This window comes from Ensifer sp. Root278, assembly GCF_001429285.1.
Classification (GTDB): domain Bacteria; phylum Pseudomonadota; class Alphaproteobacteria; order Rhizobiales; family Rhizobiaceae; genus Ensifer.
Genome location: NZ_LMJJ01000009.1, coordinates 75,421 through 99,934 on the forward strand (window position 1 = coordinate 75,421; position 24,514 = coordinate 99,934).

Sequence of the window (24,514 nt, forward strand, 5' to 3'; positions counted from 1 at the left end):
GATCAGAGTAACCCAACATGAGCACTTCCGAAGTGACGCAATCGGCTGCGAGCGCGGCCGGCATGGCGTCGGCAGACATCGACAACGGCGCAAACGAGGTGAAGGCCGAGGGCTTCCTGCGTCCAACGGCTGCCGAGCAACCGACGCCCTATATCGAAGTCGACGAGAGACGGCTTACGCGCAACGTCAAGGGCATGCAGCAGCGCGCCGACGCGGCCGGCGTCACGATGTTTCCGCATGTGAAGACGCACAAGAGCCTCTACATCGCACGACAGCAGCTCGAGGCAGGCGCCCGCGGCATAACCGCATCCAAGCCCAGCGAGGCACTGATCTTCGCCGAAGCCGGGATTCCGTCGATCATCCTCGCCTATCCCATCGTCCGCGCCGCGTCACTCGATCGCCTGCTGCCTGTGGTAAAGGCACGGGGCGCCGAGCTGCGTACGATTGCGGCGAGCGAAACGGGTGTCGATGCGCTGTCGGAAGCCGCCAACCGACACGGCGTCGAGATCGGCGTGTTCCTCAAGGTCGACGTTGGCCTCGGTCGCGTCGGCCTCAAACCCAATGGTCCTGCAGCGCTCGATTTGTGCGCAAGGATCGCCGCCACCGACGGCCTGCGTTTTGCCGGCCTGCTTTCGCACGCCGGACATGCCTACGCGGCTTCCCAACCGCACGCCCTCAACAAAATCGCCCGCGATGAGGCGACAGACCTCGCCAGTCTCGCCGACCGGATTCGGCAACGCGGAATCGCGGTCGACTGCATTTCCGTCGGCGCGACGCCGACTTGCCAGGGCGCGCCGCTGCCCCAGGAGGTCGACTGTATCCGGCCTGGCAATTACGTCTTTCTGGACGGCACCGCGCTCCGGCTTGGTATCTGCTCTGCCGACGACCTCGCGCTTTGCGTGGTCGCCCGCGTCGTTGCCTCCAACGACATGCACTTCGTCATTGACGCCGGCTCGAAGTCCATGAGCTCCGATCGCGGCGCGCATGGCATGGGTGGTGCAGGCTTCGGCACTGTCGTCAGCGCCGAAGGCGACGGCGAAACCGGTATGTGGACACTCGAACGACTGTCCGAAGAGCATGGTTTCGTTCCCTTCTCGGGACGTCCCTTGCCGCTCGGCAGCCGCGTGCGTGTGTTCCCCAACCACTCCTGCGCCTCAATCGCCAACTTTGACAATTTCGTCCTAAGTCGCGTCGATGGTACCGCGCTCAGCCTGCCCGTGGATGCCCGCAGCGGCCAGACTTGACGAGCGTCACCGGCTTTACCAATCTCAACTCTCTCTCCCTCGCACTCCGGCTCCGCCTGCACATCGCCGGGAACCGTCCTCGTCTTGCAGCGTTTCTCGTTCCACCGGTGCGTTCAGACGCCGGACCGCACGAGAGAACCTGGATGGTACAGATCACAGGTTAGAGCAGAGGGTAAAAGACGATATGGGTTTGGTGCAACTCGGCCGGGCTCGCCTTGCGCTGGTGCTTCCACGGCATCGCGAACTCCTGCGCATGACAAAGAACCAACAGCTCTATGACCTTTACGAGGCCTATGCGCGCGAGTCGATGACCCTCGACAATCTGTTGCGGGAATTTCCGCGCCGCGAGAAGCAGGTATCCGAACATCAGCAAATCTGCCTGGACCTGCAGGCCGAAGTGGTAACGCTGCTGACGCGGCTTGCAGAGCCGCTCAAGCCCGGAGCGTTGTAGCATTCGGCCGCGACAGCCCCGGAGGCACCGTGCCCGACGCTTAACGCTTTTAAGCGACCCGGAAATAGTCTGTCCCAACTTCCAGAGCCTCAGCTCGGAATTCGCCCCGAAGACCTCCTGATCTGAGCAAAACGAGTTCCTATATTACAGTTCCGTCGCCGACGGTTCATTCCCCGTGAGCGGAGATGAGACCAGGGCGTATTTATCAACCGGAGGAATTCTGGATGACCAAGAGAGCTGTTCTGGCCGGTGGCTGTTTCTGGGGGATGCAAGACCTGATCCGCAGGCTTCCCGGCGTCACCGATACGCGCGTGGGCTACACTGGCGGCGACGTGCCCAATGCGACCTACCGCAATCACGGAACCCATGCCGAGGGCATCGAAATCCTCTTCGATCCGGAGAGGATCAGCTATAGGCGAATTCTGGAGGTCTTCTTCCAGATCCATGACCCGACCACGAAGAACCGCCAGGGCAATGACATCGGCATGTCCTATCGGTCGGCAATCTATTACGTCGATGACCAGCAGAAGCGAATTGCCGAAGATACCATCGCGGACGTGGAAGCATCAGGCCTGTGGCCAGGCAAGGTCGTGACCGAAGTGGAGCCGGTGGGAGATTTCTGGGAGGCCGAGCCGGAGCACCAGGACTACTTGGAGCGCTATCCCAACGGCTACACCTGCCATTTCCCGCGCCCGAACTGGGTTCTGCCCCAGCGGTCGGCGGCGGAGTAATCGTTCTGGCAGCTGTGCCTGAGCTCCCCGTGTCATGCATAGGCTCTGTGGTCGTGGGGATGCCGGACAAAGCTTGGGCCCAACCAGGTACGATGGGCCCTTGTTCGGAAGCATATCCTTTGATGCGGTAATGCTTGGGGTGACACGGGTCTGATTAGTCCCACCCGTGCTTCCCGATCGTTTTGTGGCCGCCGCTAGCACGCCTTCCTGCAAACGGCTTCATCGGCAAGAATGGCGGCCGCCTCGTTCAGCAAGACGTCCTTTGCGTTCTTGCGGGCATTCTCGATGGCAATGTCAGCACTCAGGCTCCGCTCGTTTGCATTGAGACCATCATCTCCGCCAGTATCGTCGCCATCGCCTGCTTGCGCGCGAGACTTCCGTCGATTTTCTCGGGCAGTCAGTTCTTTGCGGCGTTCGGCTTCATTGAGGGAGACTACCCCTTTCTCGCGCTGCGCTTTCACCTCCGCAATGTCTTTCAACAGGCGTTGGAAGTCCGGATCGCTCTCAACCCGCGCATCATGGCGGCTTTGCAGTTTCGGCAACAACGTCGTCACAGTGTCGGCGGGCGCATACTTCGCGGGCTTGATCTGCGCCCACGGCAGGGCGTTGTCATAGCTGGTCTCGCCGAAGGTTGTCGGGTCGGAAAGTGCCGGCAGGCTGATATCAGGGGTCACGCCGCGCAGTTGCGTCGTGCCGCCGTCGATCCGGAAAAACTGGGCAATCGTCACTTTCAGCTCCCCGAATTCGGGTTTGCTGTTGCGGACCATCTCGTCAAGATTGACGACGGCTTGAACGGTGCCCTTGCCGAAACTGGGTTCGCCAATGATCACGCCTCGACCGTAGTCCTGGATTGCCGCGGCAAAAATCTCCGAGGCCGACGCCGAGCCGCGATTGATCAGGACACCCACGGGGCCTGTCCACGCAGGCGCTGGAAAATCAGCGCTTCTTACGTCGACCTTACCATCGCTACCGCGTTGCTGGACGACCGGACCATTGCCGATGAACAGGCCGGTCAAATCAATCGCCTCGTCCAGTGAACCGCCGCCGTTGTTGCGGACGTCAATGAGAACGCTGTCGACTTTTTCCCGCTTGAGTTCGTCGAGGAGCTTTCGGACATCGCGGCTCGCGCTTCTATAGTCCTTGTCGCCTTTGCGCCGGGCTTCAAAATCCTCGTAGAACGCCGGCAGCGTAATCACCCCGATCTTGCGCGTGGCGTCGCCCGCTTTCACAGTGAGCACGGTCTTCTGCGCAGCCTGCTTTTCAAGGCTGATTTTATCGCGCACCAGGGTGACGACGCGATGCGTGGCATCTGCTCCGGCATCTGCCGGCAGGATGTCCAAGCGCACGACGGAGCCTTTTTTCCCGCGTATCAGTTGCACGACTTCATCCAGCCGGGTGCCAACCACTTCCTTTATCGCCCCGTCCTTGCCCTGGCCAACACCGGTAATGCGGTCTCCGACCGCAAGCTTGCCGGAAAGCTGCGCCGGCCCGCCGGGCACGAGCTCACGGATCGTCGTGTAGTCGTCGCGTTCCTGCAGCACGGCACCGATACCAACCAGGGAAAGCTTCATGGCGATGTTGAAATCGGCCGAAGCGGTCGCGCCGAAGTAGTCCGTGTGCGGGTCGACCGACGTCGTGTAGGCGTTCATGAACGACTGGAAAACGTCATCGCTCTTGTACTTGTAAGCGCGATCGAGAGCGTTTGTGTACCGCTTGGCGAGCGTTTCGCGAATGGCCGCGTCGGTCTTGCCGCCCAGTCTCAGCCGCAACCAGTCGCTTTTTACGCGCTTGCGCCAAAGGTCATTGCTCTCGGCTTCCGACTGCGGCCAAGGCGCGTTTTCGCGCAGTACGGGATAGCTTTCCTGCTCGCTGAAATCGAAGTCCTGCTTGAGCAAGTCGCGCGCGTAGCTCATGCGGTCGACAACGCGCTTACCGTACACGTTGAAGATTTCAAACGGGATCTTCAAATTCTTCCGCCGGATGGCATCGTCGATCTCGCTGCGGTCGGACATGAACCCGTCGATATCCGCCTGCAGGAAAAGTACGCGATCCGGATCGAGGGATTTGATGAACCGATCCATGATCTTGGCGGACAAGGCGTCGTCGAGTTGAACCGGCTTGTAGCTGAAACGCGAGAGAAATTTTGCACTCAACTGCGCCGCTTGTGCCTGTTGCTTCAGTGGCTCCAAAACAGGCGGTGGGGCGACTTCAGCATAGGCGGACTGTACGATTGCAAGAAATGCACCAAGGAAGACGTATGATATGCGCATTCAGCGTTGATCCAATTCTTAATGCCGAGTGTCGATGCCAATCTAGGTGAAGCAATTATGGTTTTTTGGCAACCGGGTGGATCATGCGCGGCAGTTCTTACGACCGAATGACCGCTCAATCGACGGCGAGGTCAATCACGCCGCCGTCAGAATGACCTCCACGTCATCAGAAAAACCTCATATGATAGCCGTCCGCCCACAAGCTTTCCGGAGGATCCAGATGATCCGGCTCGAACCACCGCTACGAGTTGCAAGCGAGGCAGATGCGAAGGCGTTGGCCGATCTCGTCAACTTCGCGGGCGAGGGTTTGCCCCTGTACATCTGGGAGGGGCTTGCAAAGGACGGGCAAGATCCATGGGACGTTGGTCGCGCCCGACAAATGCAAAGGGTGCGCGAAGGCCAGATTGTGGTTGTGGATTTCGGGGATGGCGCCGTAGCAAGCCTGACTGGTTACCCGATTGGATCGGAGCCCGACCCAATTGCCGATGATTTCCCCGCCCTGTTCCGGCCGCTGCAAGAACTGGAAAACAAGGCACTCGACAGCTGGTATGTCAATGTACTGGCCTGCTATCCCGAGTACCGAGGGCAAGGGCTTGGCTCACGCCTGCTCGGTCTGGCAGAAGACATAGCGCGGGATCAGGCGCTCCGTCGGATGAGCGTCATCGTCGCCGACAACAATGTGGGTGCCAGACGACTGTACGAGCGCAGCGGCTACGAGCAAGTGGCAACGCTCGCCTGTGTCCGGGAAGGCTGGAAGGGCGATACGGAAAATTGGGTGCTTCTGATGAAATCGCTTCGTCCATCGGATGGCTGATGAGTCCTACTGCCCTCGGGCTCGGTACATTCCGCGCTGCGGTCATGAGACCCAACAAGGCACCTAATCGATACGCTAATATCGTCGCGCCACACGCGCTGAGCCGCAACAGATCGCATCCCGAATCGCGCCGGCGCGACCGTGAGTTCCCTCTCTCGTGTGGTCAATCCGAGGGGTCTTGACCCGCTTTTCTGGTGCCCGCCTCCATTAAGCGAGTTCACGTTTTGAAATGAACGGTCACGCAATATGACTTCCTATTCTAGACCAATGTGGTCATGTGACGCTCAAAGTTCGTCCGAGTCACCCCTCGACGACTAACGGACCAAAGAGCTGACAGTATGGAAAACCCGATCGCATTGAACCGTCTTGCCGAAAACAGCGTCTTTCGCAAAGGAGATGTTTTCGTCCTCTTCGGCGAACTGTTCGGTCGCGGATACGCGACTGGCCTGCTCGACGAAGCCCGGCGGGCTGGTATGGAAATCGTGGGGATCACGGTCGGACGGCGCGATGAGAACAACGCGCTGCGGCCTCTGGACGCCGAGGAACTCGCCGCCGCCGAAGAGCGGCTGGGCGGCAAGATCATCAACATCCCTCTGATGGCGGGCTTCGATCTCGACGCTCCGGCCGGCGGCCCAACTGCGACCGATCTTCTCGCGGACATGACGCTGGAGAGCTGGCAGGACGACAAGCTCGACTGGGACTACATCAAACAGTGCCGGGACATCGCCACCGCGCGGTTCACGAATGCGCTCAAGGAGGTCATGGCCGCTCTCGACGGAATGATCGCCGACGGCCGCAACGTCTTTTTCGCCCATACAATGGCCGGGGGCATCCCGAAGGCGAAGGTCTTCCTGGTTATTGCCAATCGAATCTACAAGGGTCGTGGTGCCCGCCACATGTCGTCGCAAGCCCTGCTCGACAGCGATATGGGCAAGCTCATCCTGCAGAATTTCGACGAAGTCTCCGCAATCACGTTCCGACATCTCATCGACTACAGCACGGCGATCCGGGAGCGCATCGAGGCATCGGGCGGTCAGGTTCGCTATACGGCCTATGGTTACCATGGAACGGCCGTCCTGATTGACGGCAGCTACCGTTGGCAGACCTACACCAACTACACGCAAGGCTACGCCAAGATGCGGCTCGAAGGCATCGCGCAGCATGCCTGGACCGCGGGTATCAAGGCGACCGTCTATAACTGCCCCGAAATCCGGACCAATTCGTCCGACGTCTTCACCGGCATCGAGCTCCCACTGATACCGCTTCTGCTTGCGTTGAAGAAAGAGAACGGCGGCCAATGGGCAGAGTACCAGTGGCAGGCCTGCCAGCAGCTTCTGGCCGACGGCCTCACGATGAAGGATGTGTTCCAGAAAATTACCGACATGCAGGCCAATGAAGTCATGCGTCCGTTTTACGACTTCTCGGCGTGGCCCATGGCGAACAGCCAAGCGCAGTCCGATCTGACAATCGGCACGTCCAACGAAATCACGCAGATGCACCGCGACGGCAAGGTCATGATCAGCGACCACCTGAGTGCTCTGGTGGTGGAGGCGACGGGGCAACTCATCTTCGGCGCGTCGTCAGAACCGTCCGGTCCCATCCAGTGGCTCAACCACGATATCGTGGCGCGCCGGCTCAACGCTTCCCACATGCAATGGGAATCGCCGTCGATCGCTGAAGGGGCGAAAGACTCTCAGCTCGAAGTGGCCTGAAGGCGTCCCGCCCGCATGCGCGGTCAACAACGCGCGCTGCGCGACCACCAACTCCGCAGTCCCCGTCACGACCTCCCCGATTACGGCCGCCTCAAAGCCATGCTTGCGGAAGACGTCGAGCACTTCCGGCGCGGACGATCGCGAGCAGGCGACGAGCAGACCGCCGCTTGTCTGCGGATCGCATAGCAGCGCCTTGTCGATCGTTCCCATCTCGCGAGAAAAGACGACCTCCTGCCCGTAACACGCCCAATTGCGGCCCGCGGCACCCGTGATGAAGCCCGCACCGGCGAGGTCGCGGGCTCCCTCCAGCAAGGGCACAGCGGACCAGTCGATCCGCAGCTGACAGCCCGAGCCGCGCGCCATTTCGAGAGCGTGACCGGCAAGGCCAAAGCCCGTCACATCGGCCATGGCGTGGACATCGGCAAGACGCGCGAGATCCGGTCCGGGCGTGTTGAGGCGGGTCGTGCTCTCGATCACGCGCTTAGCCGGCCTCGTCGAGCGCACCCTTTTTCAAAGCGGCGGAAAAGATGATGACGCAGCGCAATGACATCAAAACAATTTCCCATGGAAGAAACTATACAATCGTATAGCAATGGTCTTGCGACGCGGCCGCGCCCGGCTATTCTGGGCTTCGGCGGCCCCGGCCGCCTCAATCGAAATCCTAATCGTGGTAGTAGCGATGTCCCGAGACCCCCGCTTCGATATTCTCTTCGAACCCGTCAAGATCGGCCCGGTCACGGCGCGTAACCGCTTCTATCAAGTGCCGCACTGTTCCGGCATGGGGTACCGTTATCCCAACGCAGAGGCCCACCTGCGCGGCATGAAAGCCGAAGGTGGCTGGGCGGTCGTCTCCACCCAGGAAGCGGAAATCCATCCAACCTCGGACCTGACGCCGGCCAACGAAGCGCGTCTTTGGGACGAAGGCGACCTGCCCGCGCTCTCGGCCGTCACCGAGCGCATCCATCACCATGGCAGCCTGGCGGCCATCCAGCTCGTGCATAATGGCCTGCATGTCGCCAACCGCTTCAGCCGGATGATCCCGCTTGCCCCGTCGCATGCCATCAGCGACAGCCTCGACCCCGTCCAGGCGCGTGCGATGGACAAGGCCGACATCGCCGACATGCGCCGCTGGTATCGCAATGCCGCGTTGCGTGCCAAGAGGGCCGGTTTCGACATCATCTATGTCTATGCCGGCCACGACATGAGCGTGCTGCAGCACTTCCTTTCGCGCCGCCACAATGATCGCAGCGACGAATATGGCGGCTCCTTCGAAAACCGGCTGCGGCTTTTCCGGGAGATTCTGGAGGATACCCGCGAGGCGATCGGCGATACCTGCGCACTCGCCGTGCGCCTCGCAGTCGACGAACTGATGGGCCCATCCGGTATTACCAGCGAAGGAGAAGGCAAGGACATCATCTCGGCGCTCGCCGATCTTCCCGACCTATGGGACGTCAACCTATCCGACTGGTCCAACGACAGCCAGACGGCCCGCTTTTCCGAGGAAGGCTACCAGGAGCCCTATATCCGCTTCGTCAAATCCGTCACGACCAAGCCGGTGGTCGGCGTTGGGCGCTATACCTCACCGGACAGCATGGTGCGGGTGATCCGCCAGGGTATTCTCGACTTCATCGGCGCGGCACGCCCGTCGATCGCCGATCCCTACCTGCCGAAAAAAATCGAGGAGGGACGCATCGACGACATCCGCGAATGTATCGGCTGCAACATCTGCACTTCCGGCGACAATACCAACGTGCCGATGCGGTGTACGCAGAACCCGACAATCGGCGAAGAATGGCGCAAGGGCTGGCACCCGGAGATTATTGCATCGTCGCCGGCGCCCGAGCCGGCGCTCATCATCGGTGGCGGCCCGGCGGGTCTTGAGGCGTCGCGTGCTCTTGCCCAACGCGGCGTCGACGTCGTGCTTGCCGAGGCGGGCGGAGAATGGGGCGGACGGGTCGCGCGCGAATGCCGTTTGCCAGGGCTTTCGACCTGGGGGCGCGTGCGCGACTGGCGCGTCGGCCAGCTGAGCACGCAGGTGAATGCCCAACTCTACCTGCACAGCCCGCTGAGCGCCGAAGACGTTCTGCAATACGGCATGCCTCATGTGGCGATTGCCACCGGCGCGAACTGGCGATGCGACGGCGTCGGCCGCACCCACCGCTTGCCCCTGGAATTCCTTTCGGAAGGCGCCCTCGTTTCGCCCGACGCCCTTCTTGTCGACGGCACCGCGGCCGTGTCCGTCGACGGTCCGGTCGTAATCTTCGATGACGATTGCTTCTATATGGGCAGCGTGCTTGCTGAAATGCTGGCCAGGGCTGGCCGGGCCGTGACCTTCGTGACGCCCGAAGCCCAGGTTGCGCCGTGGAGCAAGAACACGCTGGAACAGGGACGGGTGCAAAGACGTCTCATCGAACTCGGCGTGGATATCATTCCTGCCATGGCGCTTGCCGGGCGCACGAAGGACCGGCTTGAGGTTTCCTGCGTCTATAGCGGAAAGACGCGGCAAATCGACTGCGCCACACTCGTCCCGGTCACGGCGCGGCTGCCCGATGAAACCTTGTGGCATGACCTGAAAGCACGGGAAGCGGAATGGGCAGATGCGGGGATCAAGACTGTTGTCCGGCTAGGCGACTGTTTGGCGCCCGGCCTGATCGCCGCCGCCGTATATTCGGGTCACGAATATGCCCGAACCTACCAGGAGCAGATCGACAGGGATCGCCCTCCTTTCCTGCGCGAAGACATAGCAGTGCTTCACGACAGGTTGGGTGGCTGGAACCGATAGCGGGCGCGCCGGTGCGCGTTGCGTCAGCACAACCATCGCATTAGGGATCGACGTTCGAGTTGCAAGCGCGCGCCTGCTTGCGCGCGCCTTCACGATCCGGCTGAGCTCTGGGAACCTACGGTCACTTGAGTGGTGGTGAACGGTTCGCCATCCATGCGCAGATAACCGAAGGGTATCGTCCATACGTCCCTCGTATGGTTGCCCCCTGGACCTTGGAATGTCGCGCACTACTTCGTCACTTTGGCACGCCTGATATAGTATCGGGCCTCGCCCTTCCGCATTCTCGGCCGCAAGGATCTGCGGCTCGGAACTGCGCCCCCCTCAATCCAACGTATTTTCACTACGCAAGCGGAAGGACTTTCCATGGCCACTGCCCAATGCACCTGTGGCGCTCTTAGACTGACGTTTGGCGAACCGCCGCAATTGACCGCGCTGTGTCACTGCTTGGCTTGCCAACGAAGAACTGGCGCGCCATTCAGCGCCAACGCGTTTTACTCTGTCGACTGCATCGAGATTTCCGGAGCGTCTACGGAATTCGTTCGCACTGCTGACAGCGGGCGCAAGGTACGAATGCATTTTTGCCCAACATGCGGTTCTACCGTCTTTTGGAAGGCCGAGGCCGCACCGTCCTGGATCGGGGTGGCCGTCGGCTCATTTGCCGACCCGATCTTCGCGCCACCGGCCCTGTCAGTGTTCGAACAGTCGAAGCACAAGTGGGTGCAGCTTGACGAGAAGGTCAGGCATTTCAAAGGCCTACCGACCGGCCAAGATTAGTGGCGCGCTGACGAGAGTGTCGAGGTGCGCGTGAGAGCGAGCATGGACCATATCGGAAAAAACGCTTTCCGCTTCATAGCTGTTGGATCGCAAGCCACCGGGAAACGCCCAGCCTGTAGCGTGACGGTTGCGAGCCTCTTGCCCCCGCGTCACCGTCAGACTTGGCTTTGGATCCACTGCAGGAACTTGCGGATCGCCTTCTCGCTCGCGCGCCGCTCCAGGTGCACGAGATACCATCCGCCCGGTTGCATGACATCCGAGATCAGCGGGGCAACGAGCGTGCCGTTGGCAATGTCTCCCTCGACCAAAAACTGCGGCACGACCACCACACCTTGTCCATTGGCGGCCGCCTCTATCGCGAGCAGATTGCTATCGAAAAGCGGCGAGGATTTTTGGGAGAGGCCGGTCGCTCCCACGCTGGCCGCCCAGGTTGCGGCATCCTCCGCTGTCCCGCTCACCGACAGAAACGAGAAATGCCTGAGGTCTTCGGGCGACTTGATGACCTTGGCGATGGCCGGTGAGCAGACGCCGACGAGGCGTTCGCGGCGAAGCAGAGTGTATGCAAGGTTCGCGCGGTTCGGCGCCCGCGTGTAGATGAAGCCGATATCGGCGCGGTCGGGGTTGAACTCCCAATCGAGTAGGCTTGCGTCGAGATTGACGGCAATCTCGGGCGAGGCCTCCTTGAAGGTCTGCAGGCGCGGTATCAGCCATCGGACGGCGACGGTGACATAGACCTGTACGGTTAGCGAGGCCGGCGTGTTCGTTTGGCGGATGAGGTCGGTGGCGAGCGCAATCTTGTCGAGCGCATCCTGCACGACGGGAAAGTAGACCGCTCCGTCCCGGCTCAGTTCCACACGACCGGGAAGCCTGAGAAACAACGGAGTGCCGAGATTGCGCTCGAGCGAAGCCACCTGGTGGCTGATTGCCGATTGCGTGACGCGCAACTCTTCTGCCGCCGCCTTGAAACTCACCAGCCGCGCCGCGGCTTCGAACGCCCGCAGCGTCGTCAAGGGAGGCAGTGTGCGGCGGACCATGCTCTCAAACCCACATGAATTTTGCTCATGTAGACGTTAATTCTAATCGTTTGCAACCAGCCGTCCCCATTTTCATACTCCCTAAATAATCCAAAAATGGGGAACCGAAATGAAACGGGATCTTATGAAAACCACGGCGCTTGCCGTGGCCATGGCCGGCTGTTCGCTTTTCGCAACCGCCGCATCCGCTCAGCAGGCTTGCGTGCGCGTGCTCGGTTATGAATCCGACGGCGAGAAACAGACGATGGACCCGGCGGCCCTCATCGGCACCGACAGCGTCTACCACATCCGTTCGGTCTACGAACCGCTTGTCGATCGCAGCAACACGATGCAGCCCGTGCCTGTGCTGGCCGAATCCTGGCAGTCCAATGCCGATGCCACAGAATGGACGTTTCACCTGCGCAAAGGCGTAAAGTTCCACGACGGTTCCGACTTCGATGCCAAGGATGTTGTCTATTCCTATCGCCGCCTGCTTGATCCGGCGATCTCGCCCGGCGGCTTTTCGACCCTCGCTTTCCTCGATGCGAACGGCATCACGGCGGTCGGCGATCACACCGTGCTCTTCAAGGTGAAGGAGCCGGTCGTCGAACTGCCGATGTTGATCGCAACCAAATATGCATTGATGGTTCCGGATGGCGCCAAGTCCGAGGATCTACGCACCAAAGGCAACGGCACCGGCCCCTTCCTGCAAGAGACCTTCACCATCAATGGCGCGGTCCGCGTGATGCGGCGCAATCCGAACTATTGGCGTACCGGCCTGCCGAAGGCAGAGTGCCTGGAGATCACCACCAGCCTCGAATCCACCTCACGGCTTTCCGCACTTCTTTCCGGCACCGTCGACCTTTCCCTGACTGTGGATCCCCCGAGCCTGATTACGCTCAAGGACAATCCCGCGGTCGAGCTCGTTGCGACACCTGGCGCAACCTCGCTTTACCTCGCCGTCTGGACCGACACGCCGCCCTTCGACGACGTCAAGGTGCGCGAAGCTCTGCGGCTGGTGATGGACCGGCAGAAGATCCTCGATACCGTACTGCTCGGCTATGGCGAGGTTGGCGGAGATACGCCGATCCCGCTGTCGTCGCCGCTCGGCCTCGGTGTGCCGGCAAAGGCGGCGAATGTCGAGAAGGCCAAGGCCCTGCTCTCCGAAGCCGGCCACCCTGACGGTATCGACTTCGATCTCTACACGTCGGATTCCTACCCGGGCATGATGCTGCTGGCGCAGGTCTATGCCCAGATGGCCGCGGAAGCCGGCATCCGCGTCAATGTCATCACGTCACCGGCCGAAGGATACTGGGATACGGTCTGGCTGAAGAAGCCGGCGGTCATCTCCTACACCAGCGCCCGGCCGCCGGCGGAAGCCCTGACGCTCTCACTGAACAGCAAGTCCGAATGGAACGAGACGCACTGGAAGCGAGACGATTTCGATGCGCTCGTTGTCAAGGCCGGCCAGACGGCGGACGAAGCGGAGCGCAATAAGCTCTATCGCGACGCCCAACGCATCGTCGCCGATGAAGGCGGCATGATCCTGCCGGTCTTCACCTCGGTCGTGGCGGGCTTGCGCAAAGGCTGCTCGGGCTACCGGCCGAATGTCGATGTGAACCGCATCGACTATGCGGAACTGACCTGCGGCGACTAGAGCATCCCGCTCTCAAGTGGAATCACTTGAGGCGGAAAGATGCTCTAGAATCAAAGTACTAGAGCGTCCTTCGTGCGTTCAGCTGAACGCACGGCGCTCTAGAGCCGCCCTCCCACCTCTGAACACAACCCATCCACGGGACGACCAGTCCCGCGGAAGAGGATAGCTGCATGACGATTTCCGCTCTGAAGACCTTTGTAAACTGCTTTGCCGATGCGCTGGATCGCGATCCGCGAGCCGTATCGCGCTCCCATGCCGCCAGGCTGCGCCGGATTGCCGGTCGCCTGCCGCCGGTTGCCCCCGTACCGGAGGGGCGCGTGCCAATCCAGGTGGCTTGCGAAAACGAACTTGCTGCTTATCGCGAGACATCGGAGCTGGCCCGGGCGCTCGGCGCCCTACTGCCTGCCATCCATATCACCCGCAGCAAGAGCTATCTGGCCAATCCGCCAAGTAGCGATTTCGGTGAGAACTACGGATACGGCGTGATTTGCGGACCCGACAATGGCGTGCCGGCCTTGATCCAGGATCCGGACATCGCGTTCGGGCTGATGTTCCTGGGGCCGGAAACCCACTATCCGCTCCACCACCATCCCGCAGATGAACTGTACTACACGGTCACTGGCCCCTCCTTCTGGCGGGCAGGGGACGCCGACTGGGACATGCGCGGCAACGACGAAATCATCCATCACGCACCATGGGTGCCGCATGCAACGCTCTCGGCCGACAAGCCCCTGGTGCTTCTCTACATTTGGGAAGGCGATCTTGAGACGGATGCGGCCTTCATTCCCGATCCGCTGACCGCGAAGGCGGCTTTGGTCTCAGTCGGAGCAAACCCAAAATGAGTGTAGCTCGCCTGCTTTTCAGCCGGATCCTGTTTTCGGCCCTCACCCTGCTTCTGGTCTCGATCCTGATCTTCCTGATCCTCGAGGCCCTTCCGGGCGACGTTGCCACCCGTATCCTTGGACGAGACGCAACCGCCAAGGCGCTGGAAGTACTACGCAGCCAGCTCCACCTCAACCAGCCCGCACTCGTGCGCTACTTCCAATGGATCGGCGACTTCCTGCGTGGCGATCTCGGGGTGTCGATCGCAACGGGCCGGCCGATCGCCGACGTACTCGCGCCCCGCATTCTCAACACCCTGCTTCTCTCGCTCCTCGCCTTTGCAATCTACCTGGTGTTGGCACTCGTTCCGGCAATCATCCAGGCGGTCAACCGCGGCAAGGCCGTCGACAATGTCATCTCCGTGATCACCCTGCTCTTGCTGTCGCTGCCCGACTTTCTGCTGGCAACGATGCTGCTCTTCCTGTTTGCCGTCGCCGTGCCGATCCTGCCGGCGCTTGCGACGATCTCCGAGACCAGCACCTGGCAGGAGACGTTGCGTGCCATGGTTCTGCCCGCCGTGACGCTCGCGATCATGATGGCCGTCTATGCCATCCGCGTGCTGCGCGACAGCCTGATCGAAGTGCTGCGCTCCGACTATGTGCGTCTCGCGGAGCTGAAGGGACTTCGCCCCCGCGCCGTGCTCTTTCGCCACGCGCTTCCGAACGCCATCGTGCCCGCGCTCAATGTCACGGCGCTGAACCTCGGCTTCCTGATCGGCGGCGTCGTCATCGTCGAGCGGGTGTTCTCCTATCCCGGTTTCGGCACCCTGCTGATCGACGCGCTTCAATTGCGCGACATTCCCCTCATTAAGGCGACGGTGATGATCAGCGCGGCCGTCTATGTCGCCGCCAACCTGGTAGCGGACGTCCTGGCCGTCCTGCTTCAACCCCGCCTGAGGACAAGCCGATGACCATGACGACATCCAGCCTGCCCAGCCGGTTCGCCTGGCTCGACAAGGGGTTTTGGCAAACCACACCCGGTCCCTTCAGGGTCGGCGCGATCATCCTCATCGCCCACGTGCTCTTTGCAATCGCGGGCGCCTTCTGGACGCCCTATGGCTTTGCTGAGATGGGAGCAGGCCTCCCGCTTTCCGGTGCGTCCCTCCAGCATCCGATGGGGCTCGACCAAATCGGCCGCGATGTCTTCAGCCGTTTCATGTATGGCGCGCATATCGTGCTGCTGCTGTCCTTCGCCGGCACGGTACTGGGCATGGTGGCCGGAACGACGCTCGGCCTTTTGTCTGGCTATATCGGCGGCTGGTTCGACGAGATCACCCAGCGCATCGTCGAGGCGATGATCAGCATACCCTTCCTGGCGCTCGCGCTCGTCATGATCATTGCGGCAGGCCCGGCGCTCGCCGGAGAACCGGTGCTCATCGTCTTCGTCGTCGCCCTCGTCTATGCGCCGCGCATTGCGCGCATCGCCCGCGCAGCGGCCATGGAGATCGCCACGCGTGAATATGTCGCCGTGGCGGAGCTGCGCGGCGAAGGCACTTGGTCGATCGTCTTCCGTGAAATCCTTCTCAATGCCGCGAACGTGCTGCTCGTCGAGTTCTCGCTTCGCCTCAGCTATGCGCCGATCCTCATCGGGGCGCTGGGCTTTCTCGGCTTCGGCATCCGCCCGCCGACGCCTGAATGGGGGCTGATGATCAGCGAAAACCGCAACCTCCTGATCGCTTCTCCCGTGACGGTTTTCGGGCCGGGCCTCGGCCTCGCCTCACTCGTCATCGGCTTCAACCTCTTTACCGACGGCCTGTCGCGCATGCTTGGCCAGCGGTCCGTCGCGGGAGCGTGAAACATGAAAAAGCTCATCGAAGTTCGCAACCTCAACATCGCCTATGCCGGACCTTCCGGCTGGACAAACGTCGTGCAAGACGTGTCCTTCGAGATCGCCCGCGGCGAAGCCTTCGGGCTCGTCGGGGAATCCGGCTGCGGCAAGTCGACGGTTGCCTACCGATTGCTCGGCTACGGCACGATAAACAGCTTCGTTCAGACCGGCGAGGTGCTGTTTGACGGCGTCGATCTTCTGAAACTTGGCCCGGCATCGCTGACGCGCCTGCGTGGTAACCGCATAGCGCTCGTGCCACAGAACCCGACGACATCGCTCAGTCCCGGCATGCGGGTCGGTCCGCAGATCCGCGAGATGATCGCAACGCACAAGGCCCTGCCCGATGACACGACGATGGAACGACGCATCGTCGAGCTCTTTGCGCTCGTTGGGCTGCCGGATGTCGGTCACCGCTATCCGCACGAACTCTCCGGCGGCCAGCAGCAGCGGGTGACGATCGCCATGGCCGTCGCTTGCAATCCCGATCTTCTGGTCCTCGACGAGCCGACGACCGGCCTGGACGTCACTACCCAGCGCCAGATCATCCAGCTTCTTTCCGATCTCAGGGCCCGCATCGGCATGGCGATGCTCTACGTCACCCATGACCTCGCTCTGCTCGCCCAGATCGCCAACCGCGTCGGCGTCATGTATGCCGGCCAACTCGTCGAAGTCGCCGCCAGCGACAAGCTTCTTTCAGCACCCGCTCATCCCTATTCCCGCGGGCTGATTGCATCGATCCCCACGATGGACGGCACCGATCGACAGACGCGCGGACTGCGCGGCGTACTCCGGCGCGATCAGATGTCGACCGGCTGCAAGTTCGAGCCCCGCTGCGATTTCGCAACGACCGCCTGCCGCACGACACCTCAAGCCCTCGAACTGATCGCCGATGCGCGATCGGTTGCCTGCATGCGCTGGCGGGACGCCGCGACGCAGCAACTGCCGGCCGTCGTGGCCGGTCCGCACGGCCGGACAGCGGCCAGGTCGGAGCGCCTTCTCTCGGTCGCCGACCTTTCGCTTTCCTATCAAAGGCCAAGCATCGTCGACAAATTTCTCGGCCGCACGACCCACTCGGTGGTGCGCGACATCGACCTGGAACTCCGCGCCGGTGAAGTCGTCGCGCTCGTGGGCGAGTCCGGCAGTGGCAAATCGACGATCGCCCGGGCGATCAGCGGGCGGCTGCCACCGCGCTCGGGAGCGATCACTCTTGAGGACGGTCCTCTCTCTCCGGCGCTGGATGGTCGCTCGGCCGAGCACTTGCGACAGATCCAGTATATCTTCCAGAATCCCGACGCCTCGCTCAATCCCCGGTCCAGCATTCGGTCGATCCTTGAGCGTCCCTTGAAGCATTTCGGCATCCCGGCTGACGGAAAGACGCTTGAAACGGTGCTGGAAAGCGTCGGTCTTCACGCCGGCTATCTCGATCGCATTCCCGACCAGCTTTCGGGCGGCGAGCGCCAGCGCATCGCGATTGCCCGTGCGCTGCTCGTCAACCCGAAGCTGCTGATCTGCGACGAAATCCTGTCTGCACTCGACGTGTCCGTCCAGGCCCGAATTGTCGAGCTTCTGCGTTCGCTCAAGGAGAAGCACGACGTCGCCATGCTTTTCATTTCGCATGACCTGGCCGTCGTGCAGCAACTGGCAGATCGGGTGGCCGTGCTTTATCACGGCGAACTCATGCAGATGAGCGAAACGGCCTCGCTGCTCACCGCGCCGCTGCATCCTTACACCGAAATGCTGCTGGAAGCCGCACCAAGCCTTCGGAAGGATGGGCACGTCTCCCGGCCCCCGGCTACGCCCACGCTAAAGGCAACTCCGGGGATCGGCTGTCCTTTTGCCGGGCGTTGTCCGCGGCAGCCCGGCAGCCTCTGCGCGGACACGCGGCCACCCATTCAGGAAACCGGAAGCGGCTTTGTCCGCTGCCACCTGCCGATTGACGGGCTTGGCAGGCACGCTCGCTCGCCGCAACATATGCGATCGCCCGCCGTAGAAGACATGCGTCTCCAGAGCCTTTGACTTCCTTGCCTCCCCCCTTGCCCGGCCGCGCCAGCGGCCGGGCAAGGCCGGTGATGTCGTCCCTCGCCTGCCTTCGCGGTGCAGTCAGGCTGCACCCTTCTTGCGGCGAGCGCATCCGTCAGTTGATCGCGTTCCGGTAGAAACTCGCCTCTACCTCCGCCATGTCGATCGCCGCCAGATCTTCCGGCAGTCGGTAGCTGTCAGCATCGGCATGGACCTTCGCCTTGTCGAAATCATTCGCCTCGGCGATGAAATCGTTGGTGACATAGCGGGCGGTATCGATGTCGATGTTCGACTGGCCGATGCTCTTGAGGAGCCCTTAGGTCTTCCCTGTCCGCGTTCCTCTCAAGCGAAAGCGCCGGAAGCAGTGCGCCGTAGAGCGCAGGTCGATCGGGAAAATAACGCTAATCCAGGCATCGCCGGAGTCAAAGACAAATCGGCCCGTGAACGGTCAGGCAACGTCAAAAGTGGTTTCCATCCGAACGATCAAAAAGCGAAAGGGAAAGAGCGGTCGCGCGCCGACCGACGGGGACGGCGAGAAATCGCTAGGCGCGCGCGCCAGGGCGAGCCGGCTGTTCTAACGCTCGCTCGATCGTCCAGGAGATCGTCAAGGTATTGAACCGCTCCCTTGAAGTTGAGGCTTTACTGTCACCCATATGCCGTCGGGGCAATGGGAAGCCACATCCGGCAGCCCCCTAAGCACTTCCACGATTAGACAGCCCCCCGGACCAGCCCGATCCCCGTCTCGACTGCTGCTAGTCGCCCGATTTCGTGCGTGCGTCTGAGCAACCTGTTGGCTAAATTTGCACGGCATTTCCACCGACCCCGGCCAACGGCAAAAGCGGGTCCGAAGTTGGCGCATCCGGACAACGGCCGGCAATTCTGTGGTCTTTGGACCTAGTGCCCAGGCAAGCTCGGCGGCGCGACAAACTGGTAGTATGACCACACCCCGATCAACGCAGCTACCAGCGCCAGCCAAATCAACGCCTTTCGCTGCGTTGGACTGACCGGCTTGGCCTCCTTCTTTGGCTTCGGTCGTTCAAACTTGATGATGTTGTTGTCGTCCATCTTGATCCCATCCTGAACAAGCCCACTCACCACTGCCCGCATTCCCATGCATATAGCGGGCACGGCGTCATTGATACGCCCTCAAGCTCGCCTTCTTGACCTAAGCTCCTGATTTGGCGTCAATAAGATATGAACGCAGGCTCGTCCTGGTTATCGAGACGTGGGAGGCAGGAGCATGGCTGGGCGCTATGAAGAACCGCAGCATTCCAACTCCATAGCCCCTTTCGGGTCAGCCTTCGATGGCGCGAAGATCATCAGCCTGCGCCAGAGGCGCTGGGGTCCACCAGGCTCATTTTACCAGGGCATTCAGCCAGACCGTCGGAACAAGTCCGGCAAAGTGGCATCGCGTGCGATGCCACTGAAGACCTCTGCCACATGCTTGTTCTCCTCAAAGGAGCATCGCCATGAATTTCAACACTCAACGAATTGAATTTTCGGGCCATTCCGGCGCAACCCTCGGCGCTCGTCTCGATCTTCCCAACGGTCCCGTGCGGGCCTACGCTATTTTCGTCCACTGCTTCACCTGCTCCAAGGATCTAGCAGCGGCGCGCCACATTGCGGCCGAACTTGCGCGTGAAGGGATCGCGGTCCTCCGCTTTGATTTTACCGGCTTGGGATCGAGCGAAGGTGAATTCGCCTCAACCAATTTCTCCTCCAACATTGCCGACCTGCTTTCGGCTGCAGACTATCTGCGCCGACACTTCGAGGCACCATCACTGCTGATCGGCCATTCCCTCGGCGGTGCCGCAGTTCTCGCCGTCGCCAGAGACATTCCAGAGGTCCGCTCGGTGGCGACGATCGGGGCGCCGGCCGATGTCGGCCATGTCCTGAAGAATTTCGGGACGAGCCTCAAGGACATCGAGGATCGCGGCGCCGCCGAGGTCGATCTTGCTGGGCGCAAGTTCCTGATCAGAAAACAATTCGTCGAAGACGCCCGCGCGCATCGCGTCCTTAATGCTGTCGCGACGCTGAAGAAACCCCTTCTCATTCTTCATGCCCCGTTGGATCAAACGGTCGGTATCGAGAATGCGAGCGACATCTTCCACGCGGCAAAACACCCCAAGAGCTTTGTCTCCCTGGACAAGGCCGACCATCTGCTAACCGATCCTGCCGACGCCGCCTTCGCCGCCCGGATCATTGCGGAATGGCTGGGCCGCTATCTCGTGGCTGACCCGCCACAGGGCACGAGACCGATGGAACAGGTTCGCGTGATGGAAACGGGGGAAGGCAAATTTCAGAACTCGGTCCAGGCCGGTAGCCACCGCCTTTTTGCCGACGAACCACAAAGTGCGGGCGGGCTGGATTCCGGTCCATCGCCCTATGACTTCCTCTCGATCGGACTCGCTGCTTGCACCTCGATGACGCTGCGTCTTTACGCCGACCACAAGAAGCTGGCGCTGGGGCGCATCAAGGTGGAAGTCTCGCATTCCAAGATCCACGCGAGGGATTGCGAAGAATGCGCTGCATCCGAACGCGCCGATGGCGGAAAAATCGACCGGTTCGAGCGGGTCATATCGGTCGACAGCGAGATCTCGGATGAGGTTCGCGCCAAAATCGCCGAAATCGCCGACAAATGCCCAGTCCATCGAACGCTGGAAGGGATAGCCAAGATAGAGACGGCCGTGAGATAATTCCGAGGTCTCGCCCATCGAACCGGTCCCGAACGCCCACGCATCCTCGGCCTACGAGGCGGGAATCACGCCAAGCATGGACATCGTTTGCATTAGAAGCTGATCGGGCGAAGGCGAAATCAGCAGCGATCTAAACAATGGTGGCCCGTGTGGCGAAGCTCGTCCGGAAAAGTGCGTCGTGCGCAACTGTGTCGGGATCAAAACAGCAGTCACGGACGATGTAGATTTTATAATCTGCATCGCTTGACCACCCGACGCTGGAAAAAAGGACGCCGCTGGTCGCTATCCCAGCCATGACCAACGTCTTGATGCCTTTTGCCTGCAGGTCTTGGTGCAAAGTCGTGCCATGAAACACGTTGGCGCGCGGACATGCGTATCGCCAGTCGCTTTCGGCTACATCGAGCCCAGTTACGGGCGCCGGGTCACGAAAGTAACCTGTCTTCATGATGTTGCTGATCAACATATTGTTTTCACAGGGCGACCTATAGTCGATCGCGAAATTCGCGAAGATCGTCGGGTTCTCCGTGTCACGCCACCGCGCAATCAGTGAATTGGTGCGATCGAGCAGATCCGTTGGAACATCGCTTGCCAGGATCGAAAAGACGTCGGCCTGATAGTGCATGATCAACAAAGCCGCATCGGCGACGTCCAAATCATCCATATACGACACTGCTGTCCTCCCGCTTTCCGCCCGCCCGCTTCGAAGTAACCAGATGGCCGAATTCGCAAATCACCGAACCGCCCTCGCCTTATTCAACGTCGACGCGGCGTATCGTGTCAATCACGGCGGCGAGCGATCGGGTTTAGCGCTACAGCATCCGGCAACAGGTCGGCACGGCGCCGCTGGAACCAACAGCCGGTGGCGTACATCCTCCTCTAACCGGCCGCGCCAGCGACCGGACAATGTCGATGATGTCGCCTCTCGATGCGATCGAGTCTTCCGTGCTCCAGGCGACCCCAAGCCGATCTTGCAGCCTGAGGACGACGGGACTGCGCTAGTGCTTCAGTATCTGGCTGAGGAACAGTTTCGTCCGCTCGTGCCTGGGATTGGTGAAAAACTCGTCCGGGTTTGCTTCCTCAACTATCTGTCCGGAATTCATGAAGATCACACGGTCGGCGACCGCCCGCGCAAACCCCATCTCGTGCGTGACGCAGACCATCGTCATGCCGTCCTTCGCCAGGCTCGTCATGGTGTCCAGAACCTCGGACACCATCTCCGGATCGAGCGCGGATGTCGGTTCGTCAAACAGCATCACTGCCGGCTGCATACAGAGCGAGCGCGCGATCGCGACGCGCTGCTGTTGACCGCCAGAAAGCTGGATGGGGAACTTGTTGGCCTGTTCCGGAATTCGTACCCGCTCCAGGAATGTGAGCGCTCTCGCCCGCGCCTCTGCTTCCGATACGCCGTTGATCCACATCGGCCCGACCATGCAGTTCATCAGCACGGTCATGTGCGGAAACAGATTGAAATGCTGGAACACCATTCCAACATTGCGCCGCACGTCCGAGACATTGCGCATCTTGGCATGCAGGTTGATGCCGTTGACGACGATCTCGCCTTCCTGGTGCGCCTCCAGGCGGTTGAAACAACGGATCAACGTGGACTTGCCGGAGCCGGACGGGCCGCAAATGACGATGCGCTCCCCTTTGCGGACCGTCAGGTTGATATCCGTCAGCACCTGGAAGGCGCCGTACCATTTGGAAACGTTCCTGGCGTCGATGATGGTCTCAGCACTCATCTGACCTTGCTCCTGGCATAGTGACGTTCGATGCGGGACTGGATCAACTCGAGAGCGATGGACAGGGTCCAGTAGAGCATGGCGGCGGATATGAGCATTTCCATGTGCTGGAAGGTCTTCTGGCCCAATGTGCGGGCGAGAAACATCAGTTCCCAGACACCGATGACGGAGACCAGCGAGCTATCCTTCAACATCGAGATGAACTGGTTGCCAGTCGGCGGGATGATGACCGGCAGCGCCTGTGGCAGAATGACCTTGCGCATCGTCAGCCCGAAGCCGAAACCGATGGAGCGTGATGCCTCCCACTGGCCGCGATCGATGCTCTGGATGCCGGAGCGGAAGATCTCCGTCATGTATGCGCCGTAGCAGAGCGAAAGTGCCAGAATGCCGGCCGGCACCGCATCGATGATGAAGCCGAGTTGCGGCAGGCCGAGATAGATCAGATAAACCTGCATCAAGAGCGGCAGGCCGCGAAAGAAGGACGTGTAGAAGCTGGCAATCGCATAGGCAAAGCCGTTGCTCGAGAGCTTGGCCACAGCGCCCAGGATGGCGATCGCCGATGCAATCACAATCGAGATCGCTGAAACATAGACCGTCGTCACCAGCCCCTGCGTGATGAGAAACGGCAACTTCTCCTCGATAAATGGCAGGCTGAGATTGAAGGTCTGGAAGAAGGCGAGGAACAGCGCGAGCAACTCCAGCCAGACGACGGCGATCTGGACCCTGAGGCTCGCAAAACCGATCAGGACGATGTTGAGGCAGAAGAGCACTGCCACGACGAATGCGGTCGCAAAACGGCCATAGAACCCACTTTCGAGCGGTTCGCCGATCACCGGGCGCATCAGTTCGCCCATCGTTGTGCCGGTCAGGCCGAAGGCCGTGAAGGCAATGAGAACGGTGGCGAAAATGCTAGCCACGAACCACGGCTTGTGGACGAGTATTTCGGACTCAACAGTATCCGGATAAAGCATCTTTGGTCCCTTTGGACAAAGGGCGGTCCGGTCTCCCGGACCGCCAGATATGGGGTGCCTTACTTCACGATGGTGTAGTCGACGCCGTACCATTTCTCCGAGAGCTTGCTCAGCGTACCGTCGCCCTGCATCGCCTTGATCACTTCGGCGATCTTGGCGCTCAGTTCCTTGTCACCGTATTCGATGGCGACAGCGAGCGGCTCGTAAAAGACAGGGTCGCCAACCTGCTTGATCGGATAACCGGCCTTGATCGCGTCGCGAATGCTGGGCAGCGACGACACGACCGCGTCGAGGCGAACACCGTCACCGAGGCGCAGGTCGTCGAAGGCTGTCGTCGAGTTGGCGTAGGATTTCACTTCCTTCGGCTTGAACGCGTATTCGAAGGCAGGGGCGCCGGCAGCATCGAGTGTCAGATCCTGTTTGGCGTAAGCTTCGAAGGTCGACGTCGCCGTGGCGCCGACAACCTTGCCGTCCAGATCGATCAAACCGACCGCAGGGCTGTCCTTGTGAACGGCTACGGCGGCCGGGGTGTAGTAGTAAACCGCCGGGAAATCGAAGACCTTGGCGCGTTCCTTGGTCGGCGTCATCGAGCCGACATGCATGTCCCAGCGTCCCTGCCAGTTGCCGGCGGTGATGATGTCCCAACCGGGCGTGACGAACTCGACGCCGACACCCAGCCGCTTTGCAATTTCCTTGGCGACATCGACGTCGAAGCCGTCCATCTCGTTCTTCTCGTTCATGAAGGATTGCGGCGCCCAGTTGGCGTCGGTCGCGACCTTCAGCGTCTTTGCATCGAGCACGTGGTCGAGCACGGCACCGGCGTGCGCCGGAAAGGTCGCGAGCGACAGGGCGAGCGATGCGGCCGCGGTGAGTTTTGCGAATGTGTTCATGCTGTCGTTCCCTTTTGTCGTTCTGTTTTTGACAGGGTCCTC

19 protein-coding genes and 2 pseudogenes are annotated in these 24,514 nt (G+C 61.0%); 13 read left to right on the forward strand and 8 right to left on the reverse strand.

What is annotated here, in order from left to right:
• The first annotated feature begins 17 nt into the window (after positions 1 to 17).
• The 3 genes from ASE60_RS10180 (at position 18) to msrA (ending at position 2,426) form a co-directional block, all read left to right on the forward strand.
• Positions 18 to 1,244 carry an alanine racemase gene (locus ASE60_RS10180; protein ID WP_057249845.1) on the forward strand — a complete coding sequence of 409 codons (1,227 nt, stop codon included), beginning with the start codon at positions 18 to 20 and terminating at the stop codon, positions 1,242 to 1,244.
• 184 nt (positions 1,245 to 1,428) lie between these two features.
• Complete coding sequence (locus ASE60_RS10185) at positions 1,429 to 1,695, forward strand: hypothetical protein (RefSeq protein ID WP_057249846.1); 267 nt, start codon at positions 1,429 to 1,431, stop codon at positions 1,693 to 1,695.
• Between the two features lie 224 nt (positions 1,696 to 1,919).
• Complete coding sequence (msrA, locus tag ASE60_RS10190; RefSeq protein ID WP_057249847.1) at positions 1,920 to 2,426, forward strand: peptide-methionine (S)-S-oxide reductase MsrA; 507 nt, start codon at positions 1,920 to 1,922, stop codon at positions 2,424 to 2,426.
• Positions 2,427 to 2,591: 165 nt separating this feature from the next.
• Here the strand turns inward: msrA and ASE60_RS10195 are convergent.
• Positions 2,592 to 4,696, reverse strand: a pseudogene (locus ASE60_RS10195) (carboxy terminal-processing peptidase); the annotation flags it as partial.
• A gap of 220 nt (positions 4,697 to 4,916) precedes the next feature.
• Here ASE60_RS10195 and ASE60_RS10200 point away from each other — a divergent pair.
• Positions 4,917 to 5,510 carry a GNAT family N-acetyltransferase gene (locus ASE60_RS10200; protein WP_057249850.1) on the forward strand — a complete coding sequence of 198 codons (594 nt, stop codon included), beginning with the start codon at positions 4,917 to 4,919 and terminating at the stop codon, positions 5,508 to 5,510.
• 338 nt (positions 5,511 to 5,848) lie between these two features.
• Entirely contained in the window at positions 5,849 to 7,222 is a 1,374-nt protein-coding gene (locus ASE60_RS10205) for a hypothetical protein (protein WP_057249851.1), read from the forward strand.
• Positions 7,223 to 7,291: 69 nt separating this feature from the next.
• On the opposite strand, the pseudogene selD reads toward ASE60_RS10205, so the two are convergent.
• Positions 7,292 to 7,726 (reverse strand): annotated as a pseudogene (gene selD, locus ASE60_RS35575) (selenide, water dikinase SelD); the annotation flags it as partial.
• A gap of 175 nt (positions 7,727 to 7,901) precedes the next feature.
• Here selD and ASE60_RS10210 point away from each other — a divergent pair.
• Together ASE60_RS10210 and ASE60_RS10215 are read left to right on the forward strand one after the other, a co-directional pair.
• A complete protein-coding gene (locus ASE60_RS10210; protein WP_057249937.1) occupies positions 7,902 to 10,004 on the forward strand; it encodes an NAD(P)-binding protein in 2,103 nt (700 codons plus the stop codon).
• A gap of 363 nt (positions 10,005 to 10,367) precedes the next feature.
• Positions 10,368 to 10,778 (forward strand): GFA family protein, encoded by a 411-nt coding sequence (locus ASE60_RS10215; protein ID WP_057249852.1) that lies wholly within the window; start codon positions 10,368 to 10,370, stop codon positions 10,776 to 10,778.
• Between the two features lie 155 nt (positions 10,779 to 10,933).
• On the opposite strand, the gene ASE60_RS10220 is transcribed toward ASE60_RS10215, so the two are convergent.
• Positions 10,934 to 11,812 (reverse strand): LysR substrate-binding domain-containing protein, encoded by an 879-nt coding sequence (locus ASE60_RS10220; RefSeq protein ID WP_057249853.1) that lies wholly within the window; start codon positions 11,810 to 11,812, stop codon positions 10,934 to 10,936.
• 109 nt (positions 11,813 to 11,921) lie between these two features.
• Here ASE60_RS10220 and ASE60_RS10225 point away from each other — a divergent pair, with 109 nt between their 5' ends.
• The 5 genes from ASE60_RS10225 (at position 11,922) to ASE60_RS10245 (ending at position 18,173) form a co-directional block, all read left to right on the forward strand.
• A complete protein-coding gene (locus tag ASE60_RS10225; protein WP_057249854.1) occupies positions 11,922 to 13,448 on the forward strand; it encodes an ABC transporter substrate-binding protein in 1,527 nt (508 codons plus the stop codon).
• Positions 13,449 to 13,618: 170 nt separating this feature from the next.
• Positions 13,619 to 14,290 carry a dimethylsulfonioproprionate lyase family protein gene (locus ASE60_RS10230; protein ID WP_057249855.1) on the forward strand — a complete coding sequence of 224 codons (672 nt, stop codon included), beginning with the start codon at positions 13,619 to 13,621 and terminating at the stop codon, positions 14,288 to 14,290.
• Positions 14,287 to 15,240, forward strand: coding sequence for an ABC transporter permease (locus tag ASE60_RS10235; protein WP_057249857.1), 954 nt, complete (start codon positions 14,287 to 14,289; stop codon positions 15,238 to 15,240). Before ASE60_RS10230 ends, ASE60_RS10235 begins: the two co-directional genes overlap by 4 nt.
• Positions 15,237 to 16,124 carry an ABC transporter permease gene (locus ASE60_RS10240; RefSeq protein WP_057249859.1) on the forward strand — a complete coding sequence of 296 codons (888 nt, stop codon included), beginning with the start codon at positions 15,237 to 15,239 and terminating at the stop codon, positions 16,122 to 16,124. The genes ASE60_RS10235 and ASE60_RS10240 overlap by 4 nt, the downstream gene beginning before the upstream one ends.
• 3 nt (positions 16,125 to 16,127) lie before the next feature.
• The gene (locus tag ASE60_RS10245) at positions 16,128 to 18,173 is read left to right on the forward strand and encodes an ABC transporter ATP-binding protein (protein WP_057249860.1); all 2,046 of its coding nucleotides are present in this window, start codon (positions 16,128 to 16,130) and stop codon (positions 18,171 to 18,173) included.
• Between the two features lie 897 nt (positions 18,174 to 19,070).
• On the opposite strand, the gene ASE60_RS35135 is transcribed toward ASE60_RS10245, so the two are convergent.
• Positions 19,071 to 19,241 (reverse strand): hypothetical protein, encoded by a 171-nt coding sequence (locus tag ASE60_RS35135; protein ID WP_197417297.1) that lies wholly within the window; start codon positions 19,239 to 19,241, stop codon positions 19,071 to 19,073.
• Positions 19,242 to 19,645: 404 nt separating this feature from the next.
• Between ASE60_RS35135 and ASE60_RS10255 the strand changes: the two genes are divergently transcribed.
• Entirely contained in the window at positions 19,646 to 20,872 is a 1,227-nt protein-coding gene (locus ASE60_RS10255) for a bifunctional alpha/beta hydrolase/OsmC family protein (RefSeq protein WP_057249864.1), read from the forward strand.
• A 130-nt stretch (positions 20,873 to 21,002) separates the two neighbouring features.
• On the opposite strand, the gene ASE60_RS10260 is transcribed toward ASE60_RS10255, so the two are convergent.
• The 4 genes from ASE60_RS10260 to ASE60_RS10275 all read right to left on the reverse strand — a co-directional run bounded on the left by ASE60_RS10260 (position 21,003) and on the right by ASE60_RS10275 (position 24,472).
• Positions 21,003 to 21,533 carry an isochorismatase family protein gene (locus ASE60_RS10260; RefSeq protein WP_057249866.1) on the reverse strand — a complete coding sequence of 177 codons (531 nt, stop codon included), beginning with the start codon at positions 21,531 to 21,533 and terminating at the stop codon, positions 21,003 to 21,005.
• Positions 21,534 to 21,867: 334 nt separating this feature from the next.
• Entirely contained in the window at positions 21,868 to 22,611 is a 744-nt protein-coding gene (locus ASE60_RS10265; RefSeq protein ID WP_057249868.1) for an amino acid ABC transporter ATP-binding protein, read from the reverse strand.
• A complete protein-coding gene (locus ASE60_RS10270; RefSeq protein ID WP_057249870.1) occupies positions 22,608 to 23,582 on the reverse strand; it encodes an amino acid ABC transporter permease in 975 nt (324 codons plus the stop codon). The genes ASE60_RS10265 and ASE60_RS10270 overlap by 4 nt, the downstream gene beginning before the upstream one ends.
• Positions 23,583 to 23,641: 59 nt before the next feature.
• On the reverse strand, positions 23,642 to 24,472 hold the full coding sequence (locus ASE60_RS10275; protein WP_057249872.1) for a transporter substrate-binding domain-containing protein: 831 nt from the start codon (positions 24,470 to 24,472) through the stop codon (positions 23,642 to 23,644).
• Positions 24,473 to 24,514: the final 42 nt, after the last annotated feature.